A 15,692-nucleotide genomic window follows, 5' to 3' on the forward strand; every position below is an offset into this window, starting at 1 on the left:
CCGCACGGCCGGACGGGCCCGCACGGGCAGCGGCCCGCACGCGGGCGGCCCCGGCGTCCCGGGACCGCCCCGTCGCACCGTCCGCGCGGGGCTACCGCAGGCCGGTCGAGCGGCGCAGGGCCGCCTGCAGCAGCCGGTCCACCAGCTCCGGGTACGACATCCCGCTCGCCTCCCACATCTTCGGGTAGGCCGAGATCGGGGTGAAGCCGGGCATCGTGTTGACCTCGTTGACCATCCAGCTGCCGTCGTCCAGCAGGAAGAAGTCCACCCGGGCCAGGCCCTCGCAGCCGAGCGCCTCGAAGGCCTCGATCGCCTGGCGGCGGATCTCGGCGGTCTCCCCGTCGGTGAGCTCGGCCGGGATCCGGACCTCGGAGGAGTCGATGTACTTGGCCTCGAAGTCGTAGAACTCGTAGCCGCCGCCGACCAGCACCTCGGCCGGGACGCTCGCCCGCGGGCCGTCCTCGAACTCCAGCACCGCGCACTCCAGCTCACGGCCGGAGACACCCGCCTCGATGATCAGCTTGGGGTCGTGGCGGCGCGCCTCCTCGATCGCGGCGTCGAGGTCGGAGAGGTCCTTGACCTTGCTGATGCCGATGCTCGAGCCGGCCCGGCAGGGCTTCACGAACAGCGGCAGACCGAGACCGGCCACCCGCTCGCGCACCGCGGCCCGGCCCTCCTCGGTCTCCCACTCGCGCGGGCGGACCACGGTGTACCGCCCGACGCCGAGGCCGTGCGAGGCCAGCAGGCGCTTGGTGAACTCCTTGTCCATGCCCGCCGCGCTGGCCAGCACGCCGTTGCCGACGTACGGCACGCCCGAGAGCTCCAGCAGGCCCTGCAGCGTGCCGTCCTCGCCCCAGGGGCCGTGCAGCAGCGGGAAGACCACGTCCACCTCGCCGAGCGCCTTGGGGGCGGCACCGGGCTCGCTCCAGACCACCTCGCGGCTGCCCGGGTCGACCGGCAGCGCGACCCGGCCCTCGGTGGACTCGGCGACGTGCTCGACGTCCGGCAGCCGGCCGTCGGTGATCGCCATCCGGGCCGGCTCGTCGCTGGCCAGCGCCCAGCGGCCCTCGTGGGTGATGCCGATCGGCAGCACCTCGTACTTGTCGCGGTCGATCGCCCTCAGCACGCTGCCCGCGGTGGAGACCGAGATGGCGTGCTCGGAGCTGCGGCCGCCGAACACGACGGCGACCCGCGGCTTCGCGGACGGGTTCTGGGAGGTCTGTTCGATGCTCATATCGCGACAGAGGGTACCCCGAGGCGGGTTTCGGGCCGGTGACCGACCCGACCGGGCCCGGGCCGGTGCCCGGCCGGGCACCGGCCCGTCAGCGCCGTTCGGGCTTGGCCGAGCGGGACATCAGCGCCCGCAGCGCCTCCTGGGTGGGCCGCCCGTTGTGCACGACGTCCACCACCGCCTCGACGATCGGCATGTCGACGCCGTTGCGCCGGGCCAGGTCGAGCACCGATTCGCAGGACTTGACGCCCTCCGCGGTCTGCCGGGTGGCCGCGATGGTCTCGGCCAGCGACATGCCCCGGCCCAGGTTGGTGCCGAAGGTGTGGTTGCGGGAGAGCGGCGAGGAGCAGGTCGCCACCAGGTCGCCCATGCCGGCCAGGCCGGCGAAGGTGTACGGGTCGGCGCCGAGCGCCAGCCCGAGCCGGGTCGTCTCGGCCAGACCCCGGGTGATCAGGGTCGCCTTGGTGTTGTCGCCGAGGCCCATGCCGTCGGCCATGCCGACCGCCAGGCCGATCACGTTCTTGACCGCCCCGCCCAGCTCGCAGCCGATCACGTCGGTGTTGGTGTACGGCCGGAAGTACGGCGTGTGGCAGGCCGACTGGAGCCGCTTGGCGACCGCCTCGTCGGTACAGGCCACCACACTGGCGGCGGGCTGCCGGTTGGCGATCTCCCGGGCCAGGTTGGGCCCGCTGACCACCGCGATCCGCTCCTGGCCGACCGCGGCGACCTCGCCGACGACCTCGCTCATCCGCTTCGCGGTGCCGAGCTCGATGCCCTTCATCAGGCTGACCAGGACGGTCTGCGGCTCCAGCAGCGGCGCCCAGGCGGCGAGGTTCTCGCGCAGCGTCTGCGAGGGCACCACCAGCACCGCGAAGTCCGCGCCGGCCAGCGCCTCGGCGGGGTCGGTGGTGGCCCGGACGGTGTCCGGCAGCCGGACCCCGGGCAGGTAGTCCGGGTTGCTGTGGGTGGCGTTGACGGCGTCCGCCAGCTCCTGGCGGCGCCCCCAGAGGGCCACCTCGCAGCCGGCGTCGGCGAGCACCATCGCGAACGCGGTGCCCCAGGAACCGGTGCCGAACACGGCGCAGCGGGTCACTTGGCTTCCTTCCCTGCCTCGTCGGTGCCACGGCCGCCGCCCTCGCGGCGGGCCGCGGCGGCGGCCCGGAGCCGGGCCGCCTCCCGCATGTCGTACCGCTCCGCGGGCGGTTCCTCGCCGCGGATGTCGGCCAGCACGGCGGTGATCGCCGTCATGATGTCCTCGGTGGCGTCCCTGAGCACCTGGGCGGTCAGCTCCTGCCCCTGGTACTTGCTCAGGTCGACGGCCGGTCCGGCCGCCACGACCACCCGGTGGCGCGGGAACAGGTTGAACCTGCTCCTGCCCGCGCCGCCCCGGCCGTACGGCGGGATGATCTCGTGGGCGCCCCAGTGGGCCACCGGGACGACCGGCGCGCCGGTCATCAGCGCCACCCGGGCGACCCCGCTCTTGCCGGTCATCGGCCACAGGTCCGGATCCCGGGTGAGCGTTCCCTCCGGGTAGAACTGCACGCACTGGCCGCTGTTGACCGCGTCGATGGCGGACCGGAAGGCCTGCGCCGCGTCGGTCGACTCGCGGAACACCGGGATCTGGCCGGTCTTGCGGAGCATGAACCCGATGAACGGGACCGAGAACAGCGAGGACTTGCCGAGGATCCGCGGCGGCCGCCCGCTGTTGTACTGCCAGTGCGCGTACACGACCGGGTCGATGATCGAGTTGTGGTTGACCGCGGCGATGAAGCCGCCCCGCTTCGGCAGGTGCTCCCAGCCCCGCCAGTCGGGCTTGACCAGCGCGGTGGTCACCGGCTTCACCAGCACGGCCGCGAAGCGGTACCAGAAGCCGTAGTCGGCGTTGCCGAAGCTGGCGTACGAGCGGCGGGCCACCCCAGATCCTCCTCATTCGTGCGGCACGTGGGGTGCCGCGGTCGATCTCGCCATCCGCCGCCCGCTCGGGGCGCGGGCGGCGGAACAGTGTCGCCCGACCGCTCGGCGGCTGTCGAGCAACCCCGCCCGGACGTCCGGCGGGCGTGATCAAACGCACGTCCGCACAGTTCGGACGGCCTGGCGAGGGCTCCGGGACCGGCGTCACAATGACGCCGATGACCCAGGACACCGTACGCCCAGGCAGGCCCGTCACGCCCGCCGCACCCGCCGCCGACTGGTCGCTGGTGGTGCCGCTCAAGCGGCTCGCCGGGGCCAAGTCCCGGCTGGCGCCGTTCGCCGGCCCGCACCGCCCCGACCTCGCACTCTCGTTCGCCCTGGACACCGTCGCGGCCGCGCTGGCCGCACCGGGGACCGGCCGGGTGCTGGTGGTCACCCGGGACGCCGGGGCCGGGGCGCGGCTGGCCGCGCTCGGCGCCCTGGTGGTCGACGACGAGCCCGGCGGCGGCCTCAACCAGGCCCTGGCGCACGGCGCGGCGGCCGCGCTGGTGCTCGCGCCCCACGCGCCGGTGGCCGCCCTCTCGGCGGACCTTCCGGCCCTGCGCGCGGCCGAGCTGGACCGGGTGCTGGCCGCCGTCCCGGCGACCGGCCGCGCCTTCCTGCCGGACGCTCCCGGGCTGGGCACCACCCTGTTGGCCTGCGCCCCGGGCAGTCCGCTCGACCCCGCGTTCGGGGACGGCTCGCGCGCCCGGCACGCGGCCGGCGGCGCCCGCGAACTGCGGCTGTCCGGCGTGGAGTCGGTCCGCCGGGACGTCGACACCGGCGAGGACCTGGCCGAGGCGCTGGTGCTCGGCGTGGGGCCGCACACCCGGGCCCTGGCCACCCGGCTCGGGTACCTGCCGCGGCAACCCCGGTCCGGCGCGCCGCTGCCCGGCTGAGGCACCGCCGGGGACTGTCGGTGCCCCTCGCTATGCTGCTGGCATGCAGGCCACCGCGTTCACCTTCGACCCCGCCACCCGGGCCGGCTCCGTGCTGCTCGACGACGGGACCCCGGTGCCGTTCGACGCGGCCGCCTTCGACGCCGGCGGGCTGCGGCTGCTGCGCCCGGGCCAGCGGGTGCGGATCCGCACCGAGGGCGCCGGTGAGGCCCGGCGGGTGGTCTTCCTGACGCTGCAGACCTTCCCGGACCCGGCCGCGGACTGACCGGGGCGGCGGCGCCCTCAGGAGGCGCCGAGCCACCGGGAGCCGTGCTCGCGGCGGTCGCGGGGGGGAAATCCCGGAAAAGCGAAAAGCCGTGGCACCACCCTGCCGGGAATTCCCGGAGGAGGGCGGCGCCACGGCTCGCGAAGGCCGTCCGACGACGACGCGCACCGACTACTTGGCGGTGGTCTTGCGCGCGGTGGTCTTGCGGGTGGCGGTCTTCTTCGCCGGCGCCGTCTTCTTGGCCGTGGCGGTCGCCTTCTTGGCGGTCGCGGTGGTCTTCTTCGCGGCGGCGGCGGTGGTCGCCTTCTTGGCGGCCGTGGTGGTCGCCTTCTTGGTCGCGGTCGCGGTGGTCTTCTTCGCGGCGGCGGTGGTGGTGGCCTTCTTGACGGCGGCCGTCTTCTTGGTGGCGGCCGTCTTGGTGGCGGCGGCCTTGGTCGCGGTCGCCTTGGTGGCGGTCGCCTTGGTGGCCGTCTTCTTGGCAGCGGCCTTCTTCGCCGGGGTGGCGGCAGCGGCGGCGGCAGCGGCCGTGGCGGCGCGCTTGGTGGCGGCACGCTTGGCGGCCGGGGTGGCGGCGACACCGCTCTTGCCCGGGGTGAGGGAGCCCTTGGGCGCCTTCTTCACCGAGGGGCCTTCCTTCGGCAGCTTCTTGGCGCCGCTGACCAGGTCCTTGAAGCCCTGGCCCGGACGGAAGCGGGGCACCGAGGTCTTCTTGACCTTGACCTTCTCGCCGGTCTGCGGGTTGCGGGCGAAGCGCGCGGAGCGCTCCACCTTCTCGAAGGTGCCGAAACCGGTGACCGAAACACGGTCGCCGGCCACGACGGCGCGCACCATGGTGTCGAGCACTGCGTCGACGGCCTCTGCGGCAGCCTTGCGACCGCCCAGCTGCTCGGCCACCGCTTCGACAAGCTGAGCCTTGTTCACGTCTTCCCCTTCAGAAACGGGCGCCGGATGATTCCATCCGTTCATTTCGCACGTTAGGTATGTATCTGCGGACTTTCAATTACCAAACGCGCGAATCACCCTAGTGTCGCAATGGATTTGCGCGTCGGCGACCTCAGACGACGGGCGGGCGCCCCTCGTCGAGGTCCTGCACAAAGCGACTCAACCGCCGCGCCGCCTCCGGAAGATCGCGCTTGGCGGCCTCGGTGACGATGAGCAGTTGACGGGTGAGAGCGGTCTTTGCATCGGCAGACACGTTCAGCGCATGCACGCGGTCGTGAGCTTGCTTCAACCGCTCGGCCACAAGCGCGAAGAGCGCTGCGACTTCCGGGTCGTCCGGCCCCTCAGCAGCTGAGGTGGCGGCGTCCGGCCGATCGTCAATTCGGCGTTCGGATCCCCGGCCCGTGGACTCCGGTGACGCGGGTTCGCCGCCCGCGTACGGAGGTTCATGGTGCCGGTGCATGCACTGATTGTGCCATCTACGCGCAGTTGTGCATGCGCGGGGCCCTCCGCCGCAAAACCGAATCGTCAATCCGGGGCCCGCGGGCGGGCACAACTCCCGCCCCGGAACGCCGGATGGCCCGCCCCCCCGAGGGGGGAGACGGGCCATCCGGCGGATCGTCAGAATGCTTGTTCAGAACGGGCGGTCAGGCCGCCGGCAGGGTGCGCGGCTTGAACGCCGGACGGCTCGCCTCGAAGGCCGCGATGTCGGCCTCGTTCCGCAGCGTGATGCTGATGTCGTCCAGGCCGTTGAGCAGCCGCCACCGGAGGTTGTCGTCCAGTTCGAACGGCGCGGTGATGCCCTCGGCCCGCACCTCGCGGGCCTCCAGGTCGACCGTGACGGGGGCGGTCGGGTCCGCCTCGGTCAGCTCCCAGAGCCGCTCCACGGTCTCCTGCGGGAGGACCACGGTGAGCAGGCCGTTCTTCAGCGAGTTGCCGCGGAAGATGTCGGCGAAGCGCGAGGAGATCACGGCGTGGAAGCCGTAGTTCTGCAGGGCCCAGACGGCGTGCTCGCGGGAGGAGCCGGTGCCGAACTCGGGCCCGGCCACCAGGACGGTGGCACCCTGCCGCTCGGGCCGGTTGAGAACGAACGACTCGTCCCGGCGCCAGGCCTCGAACAGACCGTCCTCGAAACCGGAACGGGTGACCTTCTTCAGCCAATGGGCGGGGATGATCTGGTCCGTGTCGACGTTGCTGCGGCGCAGCGGCACGGCCCGCCCGGTGTGGGTGGTGAACTTCTCCATGCTGCTCAGACCTCCACGGCGGCGCTGGACGCCAGATCGGCGGGGGCCGCGAGGCGGCCCAGGACGGCGGTCGCGGCGGCGACCTGGGGCGAGACCAGGTGGGTGCGGCCGCCCTTGCCCTGGCGGCCCTCGAAGTTGCGGTTCGAGGTCGAGGCGCAGCGCTCGCCGGGGGCGAGCTGGTCCGGGTTCATGCCCAGGCACATCGAGCAGCCCGCGTGCCGCCATTCGGCGCCGGCCGCGGTGAACACCTTGTCCAGCCCCTCCTCGACGGCCTGGAGGGCGACCCGGACGGAGCCCGGGACGACCAGCATCCGCACGCCGTCGGCGATCCGGCGGCCGCGCAGCAGATCGGCGGCGGCGCGCAGGTCCTCGATCCGGCCGTTGGTGCAGGAGCCGACGAAGACCGCGTCGACCGCGACCTCGCGCAGCGGGGTGCCGGCCTCCAGCCCCATGTAGGCGAGGGCGTTCTCGGCGGCGATCCGCTCCTGCGGGTCGGCGAAGGAGGCCGGGTCCGGCACCGAGGCGCCGAGCGGGGCGCCCTGGCCGGGGTTGGTGCCCCAGGTGACGAAGGGGGTCAGCTCGGCGGCGTCGATGAAGATCTCGTGGTCGAAGACCGCGTCCTCGTCGGTGACCAGGGTCCGCCAGTACTCGACGGCGGCGTCCCAGTCCTCGCCCTGCGGCGCGTGCGGGCGGCCCTCGAGGTAGGCGAAGGTGGTCTCGTCCGGGGCGATCATGCCGGCCCGGGCACCCGCCTCGATGGACATGTTGCAGATGGTCATCCGGGCCTCCATGGAGAGGCCGCGGATCGCCGAACCCCGGTACTCCAGGACGTAGCCCTGGCCGCCGCCGGTGCCGATCCGGGTGATGATCGCCAGGATGAGGTCCTTGGCGGTGACGCCCTCGGGCAGTTCGCCCTCGACGGTGATCGCCATGGTCCGGAACGGGGCCAGCGGCAGCGTCTGGGTGGCGAGCACGTGCTCGACCTGGCTGGTGCCGATGCCGAACGCCAGGGCGCCGAACGCGCCGTGGGTGGAGGTGTGGGAATCGCCGCAGACCACGGTCGTGCCGGGCTGGGTCAGGCCCAGCTGGGGGCCGACGACGTGCACGACGCCCTGCTCGATGTCGCCCAGGGAGTGGATCCGGACGCCGAACTCGGCCGCGTTCTTGCGCAGGGTCTCCAGCTGGACGCGGGAGACCGGGTCGGCGATCGGCTTGTCGATGTCCAGGGTCGGGGTGTTGTGGTCCTCGGTGGCGATCGTGAGATCGGTGCGGCGGACCGTGCGCCCGGCCAGCCGGAGGCCGTCGAAGGCCTGCGGGCTGGTCACCTCGTGGAGCAGGTGCAGGTCGATGAAGAGCAGGTCGGGCTCGCCCTCCGCGCGCCGCACGACGTGGTCGTCCCAGACCTTCTCTGCGAGTGTCCGTCCCATCGGAATCCCTCCAGCCGGCCGCGTTGCCGGCCTTCTCGTGTCGTCGAGGTCGAAGCTGTCGCGGCCCGGTGCGGCACGTGACGAGCGACCTGCACACCGGATCGGTGTCCACGATGCGGACACCTCGGCGGGGTCGCATCCTGGATGTCTCCCGGGCTGCTGCATCCAGAGTGGCGCTTTTCGCAGAAGATTGAACTTGCGTCTCGCGGAATGAGACTGCAGTCTTAGCGCATGGACAACTCTAGCGGCGTCGGCGTGCTCGACAAGGCCGCTCTGGTGCTGAGCGCACTGGAGTCGGGCCCCGCCACGTTGGCGGGGCTGGTCGCCGCCACCGGTCTGGCGCGCCCCACGGCCCACAGACTCGCCGTCGCACTCGAACACCACCGTCTGGTCACCAGGGACATGCAGGGCCGGTTCATCCTCGGCCCGCGGCTGTCCGAACTCTCCGCCGCGGCGGGCGAGGACCGGCTGCTCGCCACCGCGGGCCCGGTCCTGACCCACCTGCGCGACGTCACCGGCGAGAGCGCACAGCTCTACCGCCGTCAGGGCGAGATGCGGATCTGTGTCGCGGCCGCCGAGCGGCTCTCCGGTCTGCGGGACACCGTCCCGGTCGGCAGCACCCTGCCGATGAAGGCCGGCTCGGCCGCCCAGGTCCTGCTGGCCTGGGAGGAGCCCGAGCGGCTGCACCGCGGCCTGCAGGGCGCCCGGTTCACCGCCACCGCGCTGAGCGGGGTCCGGCGGCGCGGCTGGGCCCAGTCGATCGGCGAGCGGGAGCCGGGCGTCGCCTCCGTCTCCGCGCCGGTCCGCGGCCCCTCCAACCGCGTCGTGGCCGCCGTCTCGGTCTCCGGGCCGATCGAGCGCCTCACCCGCCACCCCGGGCGGCTGCACGCCCAGGCCATCATCGAGGCCGCCAACCGGCTCACCGAGGCCCTGCGCCGCAGCTGACCCGCCCGTCCCCCACCCACCCCCGCACCGCCCCGCGTTCCCCCACGCTCCCCCACCCACGAACCGCGAAGGGCCCCGCTCGTTGTCGAGCGGGGCCCTTCGGACGAGGACTGCCGTCGAGGACCGCCGTGGATTCCCGGTGGATTCCGGAGGGCCGGGAAATCAAAAAAGACCCCGGGGACCGGGGCCTTTCTTTTCTGGCTGGGGTACCAGGACTCGAACCTAGACTAAATGAACCAGAATCACTCGTGCTGCCAATTACACCATACCCCAACACAAAGCAATCAGCCGATGAGCAACCCCATCGGCTTCCTGCTTCAGTACCCCCGACCGGATTCGAACCGGCGCTACTGCCGTGAGAGGGCAGCGTGCTAGGCCGCTACACAACGGGGGCATCCTGGCGATTCCTTGCGGAATCAGTACCCCCGACCGGATTCGAACCGGCGCTACTGCCGTGAGAGGGCAGCGTGCTAGGCCGCTACACAACGGGGGCTTTCCAGGCGGTCCCTTGCGGGACCAGTACCCCCGACCGGATTCGAACCGGCGCTACTGCCGTGAGAGGGCAGCGTGCTAGGCCGCTACACAACGGGGGCTTGTCTTCACTTGTCGCGGTGTGGACCGCGGGTACTGCGCTGGGGTACCAGGACTCGAACCTAGACTAAATGAACCAGAATCACTCGTGCTGCCAATTACACCATACCCCACCAGAGTTGAACCCCCGTCGGGGGACCATCTCGGGCTTGCGCCTCCCGCTCGGCTCCGGCGGGGGCTTTGACTCCCTCGTCGTTGCCCTCCCGGGCGGCGCAGAAAGAACATTACCCGACGTCCGCCCCGGCTCCAAAATCGATAACCCCAGGCAGCGGGAAGGGGGCCGTCCGGTGACCTCCGGGGGCGCCGCGGACCCGGCACCGGGGCCGGGTCCGCGAGGGTGCCGCTAGGCGCGCTCGACCACCTTGTTGGCGAGGGTGCCGATGCCCTCGACGGTGACCGCGACCTCGTCGCCGACCTGGATCGGGCCCACGCCGGCGGGGGTGCCGGTGAGGACGACGTCGCCGGGCAGCAGCGTCATCGCCTCGGAGATGTGGACGATCAGCTCGGCGACCGAGCGGACCATCAGGGAGGTGCGGCCGGTCTGCCGGAGCTCGCCGTTGACCGTGCAGGTGACGGCGAGGTCGGAGGGGTCGAGGTCGGTCTCGATCCAGGGGCCGAGCGGGCAGGCGGTGTCGAAGCCCTTGGCGCGGGCCCACTGGCCCTCGCGCTGCTGGACGTCGCGGGCGGTGACGTCGTTGGCGCAGGTGTAACCGAGGATCACCTCGGGGACCCGCTCCAGCGGCACCTCCCGGCACATCCGGCCGATCACCACGGCCAGTTCCGCCTCGTGCTGGACGTCCGAGGAGAACGGCGGGTAGGCGATGCTCTCGGTCGGCCCGATCACCGAGGTCGAGGGCTTGAAGAAGGTGAGCGGGACGTCCGGGACGGCGTTGCCCAGCTCGGCGGCGTGCGCGGCGTAGTTGCGGCCGACCGCGACGATCTTGTTGGGCAGGATCGGGCTCAGCAGCCTGACGTCCTGGAAGCGGTAGCTCTCACCGGTCGGCCGGGGCTGGCCGAACGGGTGGCCCGCCAGCCCGTGGACCACCAGCGACTCGGGCCGCGCCGGGTCCCCCTCGACCACACCGAAGGAGACGCTGCCGGCGGCAGGGCTCCCTTCCCGGACGGAAAACCTGGCAATGCGCACGGCTCGGGCACCCCTCGCGTCGTCGGCCGCCCGGGGCGCGCCCGGGCGCTGGTGGAGGCCGGTCCCACCTCGGACCCGGCCCCGCTCAATCGCCGCCCAGGCTATCGCGCGGGCCCCGGACCGGCCGCTCCGCCGACCCGGGGTGTCCGGGCGCAGGCGGGGGCGCCCGGGTACGCGAAGGGCCCCGCCACCGGGTGGCGGGGCCCTTCGGGGCGTATGCGGAACGCTTCAGTCCTGCGGGACGTTCACCACCGGAGCGACCATCAGCCGGGTGCGTCGCGGGTTGGCGGTGGAGGTGGGCAGGTCGGTCGGGTAGGTCACGGCGGCCTCGGGCCCGCGGGCGCCGGGGATCTGGCCGAAGTCCTCGACCGAGGCCAGCGTCGTCCGGCGCGGGTTCGCGGTGGAGACGGCGGACAGCGTGGACTCGGCGGCCTTATTCGCCTGGGACATCTCGTCAGCACCTCAAGGTCGTGGCCGGGCGACCGAGATCGGCCCCGGCCTGAGTGATTCGGGAGGATTCTGGGCAGGCTGATCGGGGCCGTGCTCCGGATACCGCAAGGTTACGGATCTCTTTCCACAGGCACCGTGACCAAAGCTACACATTCATCTGTGATTTTCGTCACAAATCACGGAACATAATGCCTATATCCGACATGTCGCTGCATCAGTTTTTACCGGCATATCGGATATATCGGTCATACCCGAAGCGCCGTGCATCAGGTTGATCTCGGCTCTGCTTGGCATGTATCTGACGAGTGTCCGAAAAATGCGGTATTCAGGTCCGGTTGCCGTACAGACCGTGAGATTCCGCGCGCGTTCGGTAGTGCCGCCCGATGTGCCCCGCTCGCCCTTGTTGGGATTCCCCGGCTGTGCTGGAATGCCACGGACCGTGGGTAGGGAGTACTCCACCCCGGTGACCCGCTCTCCCGGACCGGCCGGGGTGCGGATGGAAACTCCACACCGTCCAGGCCGCGGCGACGCGGCGGGACGCCCGGTCCAGAGGTTGCGACGCCAGTGCAGGGACGTTTCAAAAGGGGTAGCGGCGGCGCGGGTGACCCTGAGTCGCGTGAGCCGGTGGCAGCCCCCCAGCCGGCGGCGGCCCCCGGCGGTCCGGCCGAACCGGCGCCCGACGTGATCGGGCGGCCCGAGGAGGAGGGCGCGGAGCGGAAGTCGGCCCGCGGCAAGCTCCGGTCCTCGCTGACCCGGCGCCGGGCCAAGGGCATGAGCCGGCTCGCCATGCGCAACTGGCGGATCCGCAGCAAGCTGATCGCGCTGCTCGCGCTCCCGGTCATGGTCGCGCTGGTCCTCGGTGGCCTGCGCATCCAGACCTCGCTCGAGACCTCGCAGCAGCTGGCCCAGATGGCCAACCTCTCCGACCTGGCCAAGAAGGCGACCGACCTCGCCAACGCCCTGCAGAACGAGCGGGACGTCAGCGCGGGGCCGATGACCAACAAGCCCAACGCGCCGCTGGACGACGACATCGTCGCCGCGCGCAAGGTCACCGACGACCTCAGCCGCACCTTCACCGCGTCCGCCGACAAGTTCGAGAACCTCGAGCTCTCCGGCGGGAAGGCCCTGCTCTTCCAGATCCGCAAGGACCTGAACTCGGTCTCCGACGCTCGTGGCAACCCGTACCAGAACAACCAGAACATCCAGGCGACGATCACCGCATACGACGTGATCATCCGCGACCTGCTGTCGATCACCCAGGACATCGCGCTCGCGTCGAACAACCGCGAGCTGGTCCGCGCGACCCGCGCCCTGCAGCAGTTCTCGCTCGCCAAGAACTCCACCTCGCAGCAGCGCGCGCTGATCAGCGCCGCGCTCGCCAACCCGGGCGGCCCCGACCTCAGCCTGAGCGACGAGTCCTTCGGTATCCGGCTGAAGTCGTCCTACGACAACGCGCTGACCGGCTTCAACAACATCTACACCTCGCACGACCTGGACAACCTGCGCGGCCAGCTGAGCTACAACTCGGTCGTCGCCGCGGCCGACCGCTACGCCCGCTCGATCCTGCAGCAGAGCGGTATCCACCAGAGCGAGGTCGTCAGCTACAAGGACTGGTACGAGCAGTCCACCGCCAAGATCGCCGCCGAGCGCCGGATCGAGTCCAAGCTCATCGAGGACCTCGACGGAAAGGCCCAGGAACTCCAGTCCCAGGCCGACACCGAGGCCCTGATCATCGGTGCCGCCGTCGCGCTGGTGCTGCTCGTCGCCCTCGGTGGCGCCGGTCTGATCGCCCGCTCGATGGTGCGCTCGCTGACCCGGCTCCAGTCCGCGGCCGAGGACGTCGCCGAGCGGCGACTGCCCGAGCTGGTCAAGACGCTCTCCGAGACCGACCCGCACGACGTCGACGTCGCCGTCGAACCCGTCGGCGTCGACTCCGCGGACGAGATCGGCCACGTGGCCCACGCCTTCGACATGGTGCACAGCGAGGCCGTCCGCCTCGCCGCCGAGCAGGCCCTCCTCCGCGGCAACATCAACGCGATGTTCACCAACCTCTCGCGCCGCAGCCAGGGCCTCATCCAGCGCCAGCTGTCGCTCATCTCCGAGCTGGAGAGCCGCGAGGCGGACCCGGACCAGCTGGCCAACCTCTTCAAGCTGGACCACCTCGCGACCCGTATGCGCCGCAACGGCGAAAACCTCCTCGTCCTCGCCGGTGAGGACCCGGGCCGCCGCTGGACCCGCCCCGTCCCGCTGGTCGACGTGCTCCGCGCCGCCGCCTCCGAGGTGGAGCAGTACGAGCGCATCGAGCTCGCCGCCGTGCCGTCGGCCGAGGTCGCCGGCCGCGTCGTCAACGACCTCGTCCACCTGCTCGCCGAGCTGCTCGAGAACGCCACCTCGTTCTCCAGCCCGCAGACCCGGGTCCGGGTCACCGGCCACGCCCTGCCGGACGGCCGGGTGCTGGTCGAGATCCACGACACCGGTATCGGTCTCAGCCCGGACGACCTGGCCGAGATCAACGAGCGCCTCGCCAACCCGCCGACGGTGGACGTCTCCGTCTCCCGCCGCATGGGCCTCTTCGTGGTCGGCCGCCTGTCCCTGCGACACGGCATCCGCATCCAGCTCCGTCCCAGCGACTCCGGTGGCACCACCGCGCTGGTCATGCTCCCGGTGGACGTCACCAACTCCGCCGACCGTCGCGGCGCCGGTCGCCCCGGCGGCGGCCAGCAGCCCAAGCAGCAGCGCGGGGTCGCCCCGACGCCGCGCCAGCAGCGCCAGATGCCGGCCGGCCAGGGCGGCCGCGGCGGCGACCGGGCCGCGCTCGGCCAGGCTCCGGCGGGCGGCGCTCCGCAGGGCCGGCCGCAGCTCGGCCAGGGCGGTCCCGGCCCGTCCGGCGGCCAGGGTGCCCCGGGCGCCCCGGCCAGCGGTCTGCCGACCCGCCAGATCGGCCAGTCGCTGCGGGAGAACCCGCCGCAGGCCGGTCGTCCGGCCACTCCCACCCAGCAGGGTCCCGGCCAGCAGGCCCCGAACCAGCCGGGTGCCGGCCAGGGCCGACCGGCTCCGGGCCGGCAGACCCCGCCGCAGCAGGGCACCCCGAACCAGCAGGGCGGCCTCCCGCAGCGCTCCCCCGGCCGGCAGGGGCCGCCGCAGGGCGCGCCCGGTGGTCTGCCCCGTCGCGAGCGGCAGCCCGGCGGCCCCCAGGGCCCGCAGGGTCCCCAGCAGAACGGTCCGCAGCAGAGCGGTCCGGGGGCACGCCGTCCCGGCCAGGAGCGTCCGCAGGGCGCCGGTGCCCCCGCCGCCCGCGGCGGCGAGCAGCCGCAGCACGGCTGGGCCGACCAGTCGGGCCGTCCCGGCGCGCCGGCACCGCAGGGTGCCCGCCCCGGCGAGCGCCCGCAGGACGGGCTGCCGCAGCGCCAGCGCCCCGGCCAGGGCCGTCCCGGTCCGCAGGGCCGGCCGCAGCAGGGCCCGCAGCAGGGCCAGGGCGGCCGTCCGCAGCAGCCCGCCCAGGGCGACCGCCCGCAGCCGGGCCGGCAGCAGCCGCTGCCGCAGGCCCAGCAGCCCCAGCCGCTGCCGGCGGCCGACCCCTCCTCGGCGGAGAGCACCCAGCAGCTCGCCCGGCCCCGGTTCGAGGCCAGTGACATCGACCCGCGCGACCCGCTGGGCCTCGGCCTGGTCGAGCCGGTGCTGCCGAGCGTGCCGAACCCGGGCCGTCCGGAGCGGAACGTCCAGCCGCCGCAGGCCCCGCAGCAGCAGGCGGCACAGCCGCCCGTGCGGCAGGAGCCGATGGCGCTGCCGTCCGGCCCGTCCGAGGGCGGGGCGCCGGCCGAGCAGGGCTGGTACCGCGAGGAGGGCCGCCCGGGCGAGCAGGCGTACCAGCCGCGCCGTCCCGGCACCACGGCCCCGGGCTTCCCGGCCCAGGACGGCGGCCGACAGGCCCCCCAGGGCCGGCCGCAGCGACCGCAGGGCCCGCAGCAGCAGGCGCCGCAGCAGCGGCAGCCCCAGCAGCAGGCCCAGCAGCCGCAGGCCCAGCGCCAGGCACCGCAGCAGCAGGCACCGCAGGCCCAGGCCCCGCAGTCGCGGCCCGAGCAGCAGGCGCCCCAGCAGCAGGCCCAGCAGCAGGCCCCGGGCCAGCAGCAGCCCGGCGACGCGCCGTGGCGCCCGTCCGCCAACGACGAGCGCTGGCGCCGGGCCGAACAGGTCCGCGAGCCCTCGACCAGCGGGGTCACCATGTCGGGCCTGCCCCGGCGCACCCCTCAGGCCAACCTGGTCTCCGGGACCGCCGAGTCGTCCCCGATGACGGGTCCGCAGGTGTCCCGGGCGCCCGAGGAGGTCCGCGGCCGCCTGACCAACCTGCGCCGCGGCATCCAGCAGGGCCGCCGGGCGGGTGCCGAGCAGGCCGCGGGTCAGCCGCCGGCCAATCCGGCCGGTTCCCACCATGGTGCCCAGCAGGCCGGGTTCGATAGCTTCGGAGGCCGGACCGACGGCAACGCCGCAGATCATCAGGAGCGTTGAGTTGAATCAGATGAGCCAGGCCGCACAGAACCTGAACTGGCTGATCACCAATTTCGTGGACAACACCCCCGGGGTGTCGCACACGGTGGTGGTCTCCGCGG

The 15,692-nt window shown here is 72.8% G+C and carries 13 protein-coding genes, 5 tRNA genes and 1 pseudogene; 5 read left to right on the forward strand and 14 right to left on the reverse strand.

What is annotated here, in order from left to right:
• Positions 1 to 91: 91 nt before the first annotated feature.
• The 3 genes from ACIPYS_RS34215 to ACIPYS_RS34225 all read right to left on the reverse strand — a co-directional run bounded on the left by ACIPYS_RS34215 (position 92) and on the right by ACIPYS_RS34225 (position 3,145).
• On the reverse strand, positions 92 to 1,234 hold the full coding sequence (locus ACIPYS_RS34215; protein WP_093860408.1) for a D-alanine--D-alanine ligase family protein: 1,143 nt from the start codon (positions 1,232 to 1,234) through the stop codon (positions 92 to 94).
• Between the two features lie 88 nt (positions 1,235 to 1,322).
• The gene (locus ACIPYS_RS34220) at positions 1,323 to 2,324 is read right to left on the reverse strand and encodes an NAD(P)H-dependent glycerol-3-phosphate dehydrogenase (protein ID WP_093860409.1); all 1,002 of its coding nucleotides are present in this window, start codon (positions 2,322 to 2,324) and stop codon (positions 1,323 to 1,325) included.
• A complete protein-coding gene (locus ACIPYS_RS34225; RefSeq protein WP_093860410.1) occupies positions 2,321 to 3,145 on the reverse strand; it encodes a 1-acyl-sn-glycerol-3-phosphate acyltransferase in 825 nt (274 codons plus the stop codon). Before ACIPYS_RS34225 ends, ACIPYS_RS34220 begins: the two co-directional genes overlap by 4 nt.
• 215 nt (positions 3,146 to 3,360) lie before the next feature.
• Between ACIPYS_RS34225 and cofC the strand changes: the two genes are divergently transcribed.
• Both cofC and ACIPYS_RS34235 read left to right on the forward strand, forming a co-directional pair.
• Positions 3,361 to 4,080: a 2-phospho-L-lactate guanylyltransferase gene (gene cofC, locus ACIPYS_RS34230; RefSeq protein WP_093860411.1), complete on the forward strand. Its 720-nt coding sequence runs from the start codon at positions 3,361 to 3,363 to the stop codon at positions 4,078 to 4,080.
• Positions 4,081 to 4,123: 43 nt separating this feature from the next.
• A complete protein-coding gene (locus ACIPYS_RS34235) occupies positions 4,124 to 4,345 on the forward strand; it encodes a hypothetical protein (RefSeq protein ID WP_093860412.1) in 222 nt (73 codons plus the stop codon).
• A gap of 171 nt (positions 4,346 to 4,516) precedes the next feature.
• Here ACIPYS_RS34235 and ACIPYS_RS34240 read toward each other — a convergent pair whose 3' ends face one another.
• From ACIPYS_RS34240 to leuC, 4 genes are all read right to left on the reverse strand, one after another.
• On the reverse strand, positions 4,517 to 5,266 hold the full coding sequence (locus tag ACIPYS_RS34240; RefSeq protein ID WP_093860413.1) for an HU family DNA-binding protein: 750 nt from the start codon (positions 5,264 to 5,266) through the stop codon (positions 4,517 to 4,519).
• A gap of 133 nt (positions 5,267 to 5,399) precedes the next feature.
• Positions 5,400 to 5,747 carry a hypothetical protein gene (locus ACIPYS_RS34245; RefSeq protein ID WP_400753583.1) on the reverse strand — a complete coding sequence of 116 codons (348 nt, stop codon included), beginning with the start codon at positions 5,745 to 5,747 and terminating at the stop codon, positions 5,400 to 5,402.
• Between the two features lie 184 nt (positions 5,748 to 5,931).
• Positions 5,932 to 6,528 carry a 3-isopropylmalate dehydratase small subunit gene (leuD, locus tag ACIPYS_RS34250; RefSeq protein ID WP_093860414.1) on the reverse strand — a complete coding sequence of 199 codons (597 nt, stop codon included), beginning with the start codon at positions 6,526 to 6,528 and terminating at the stop codon, positions 5,932 to 5,934.
• A 5-nt stretch (positions 6,529 to 6,533) separates the two neighbouring features.
• Positions 6,534 to 7,955: a 3-isopropylmalate dehydratase large subunit gene (gene leuC, locus ACIPYS_RS34255; protein ID WP_093860415.1), complete on the reverse strand. Its 1,422-nt coding sequence runs from the start codon at positions 7,953 to 7,955 to the stop codon at positions 6,534 to 6,536.
• 231 nt (positions 7,956 to 8,186) lie between these two features.
• On the opposite strand from leuC, the gene ACIPYS_RS34260 reads away from it, so the two are divergent.
• Positions 8,187 to 8,900 (forward strand): IclR family transcriptional regulator, encoded by a 714-nt coding sequence (locus ACIPYS_RS34260; RefSeq protein ID WP_030306825.1) that lies wholly within the window; start codon positions 8,187 to 8,189, stop codon positions 8,898 to 8,900.
• A gap of 198 nt (positions 8,901 to 9,098) precedes the next feature.
• Here ACIPYS_RS34260 and ACIPYS_RS34265 read toward each other — a convergent pair.
• The 7 genes from ACIPYS_RS34265 to ACIPYS_RS34295 all read right to left on the reverse strand — a co-directional run bounded on the left by ACIPYS_RS34265 (position 9,099) and on the right by ACIPYS_RS34295 (position 11,085).
• Positions 9,099 to 9,173 (reverse strand) — tRNA-Gln (locus ACIPYS_RS34265).
• Between the two features lie 48 nt (positions 9,174 to 9,221).
• A tRNA-Glu gene (locus ACIPYS_RS34270) sits at positions 9,222 to 9,294 on the reverse strand.
• Positions 9,295 to 9,320: 26 nt separating this feature from the next.
• Positions 9,321 to 9,393, reverse strand: a tRNA-Glu gene (locus tag ACIPYS_RS34275).
• Positions 9,394 to 9,420: 27 nt separating this feature from the next.
• Positions 9,421 to 9,493: transfer RNA gene (locus ACIPYS_RS34280), tRNA-Glu, on the reverse strand.
• Positions 9,494 to 9,532: 39 nt separating this feature from the next.
• A tRNA-Gln gene (locus tag ACIPYS_RS34285) sits at positions 9,533 to 9,604 on the reverse strand.
• A 230-nt stretch (positions 9,605 to 9,834) separates the two neighbouring features.
• The gene (locus ACIPYS_RS34290; protein ID WP_093860416.1) at positions 9,835 to 10,635 is read right to left on the reverse strand and encodes a fumarylacetoacetate hydrolase family protein; all 801 of its coding nucleotides are present in this window, start codon (positions 10,633 to 10,635) and stop codon (positions 9,835 to 9,837) included.
• A gap of 228 nt (positions 10,636 to 10,863) precedes the next feature.
• Entirely contained in the window at positions 10,864 to 11,085 is a 222-nt protein-coding gene (locus ACIPYS_RS34295; protein ID WP_093860417.1) for a hypothetical protein, read from the reverse strand.
• Between the two features lie 624 nt (positions 11,086 to 11,709).
• On the opposite strand from ACIPYS_RS34295, the gene ACIPYS_RS34300 reads away from it, so the two are divergent.
• Together ACIPYS_RS34300 and ACIPYS_RS34305 are read left to right on the forward strand one after the other, a co-directional pair.
• Complete coding sequence (locus tag ACIPYS_RS34300; RefSeq protein WP_400753590.1) at positions 11,710 to 15,591, forward strand: nitrate- and nitrite sensing domain-containing protein; 3,882 nt, start codon at positions 11,710 to 11,712, stop codon at positions 15,589 to 15,591.
• 10 nt (positions 15,592 to 15,601) lie between these two features.
• Positions 15,602 to 15,692, forward strand: a pseudogene (locus ACIPYS_RS34305) (roadblock/LC7 domain-containing protein); the annotation flags it as partial.

This window comes from Kitasatospora sp. NPDC089913, from assembly GCF_044748625.1.
In the GTDB taxonomy this organism is placed as follows: Bacteria; Actinomycetota; Actinomycetes; order Streptomycetales; family Streptomycetaceae; genus Kitasatospora.

Coding starts and splice junctions, on each gene's coding strand:
- ACIPYS_RS34215 (WP_093860408.1), bottom strand. CDS start 1,234: ATGAGCATCGAACAGACCTCCCAGAACCCGTCCGCGAAGCCGCGGGTC.
- cofC (WP_093860411.1), top strand. CDS start 3,361: ATGACCCAGGACACCGTACGCCCAGGCAGGCCCGTCACGCCCGCCGCA.
- ACIPYS_RS34235 (WP_093860412.1), top strand. CDS start 4,124: ATGCAGGCCACCGCGTTCACCTTCGACCCCGCCACCCGGGCCGGCTCC.
- ACIPYS_RS34245 (WP_400753583.1), bottom strand. CDS start 5,747: ATGCACCGGCACCATGAACCTCCGTACGCGGGCGGCGAACCCGCGTCA.
- leuD (WP_093860414.1), bottom strand. CDS start 6,528: ATGGAGAAGTTCACCACCCACACCGGGCGGGCCGTGCCGCTGCGCCGC.
- leuC (WP_093860415.1), bottom strand. CDS start 7,955: ATGGGACGGACACTCGCAGAGAAGGTCTGGGACGACCACGTCGTGCGG.
- ACIPYS_RS34260 (WP_030306825.1), top strand. CDS start 8,187: ATGGACAACTCTAGCGGCGTCGGCGTGCTCGACAAGGCCGCTCTGGTG.
- ACIPYS_RS34295 (WP_093860417.1), bottom strand. CDS start 11,085: ATGTCCCAGGCGAATAAGGCCGCCGAGTCCACGCTGTCCGCCGTCTCC.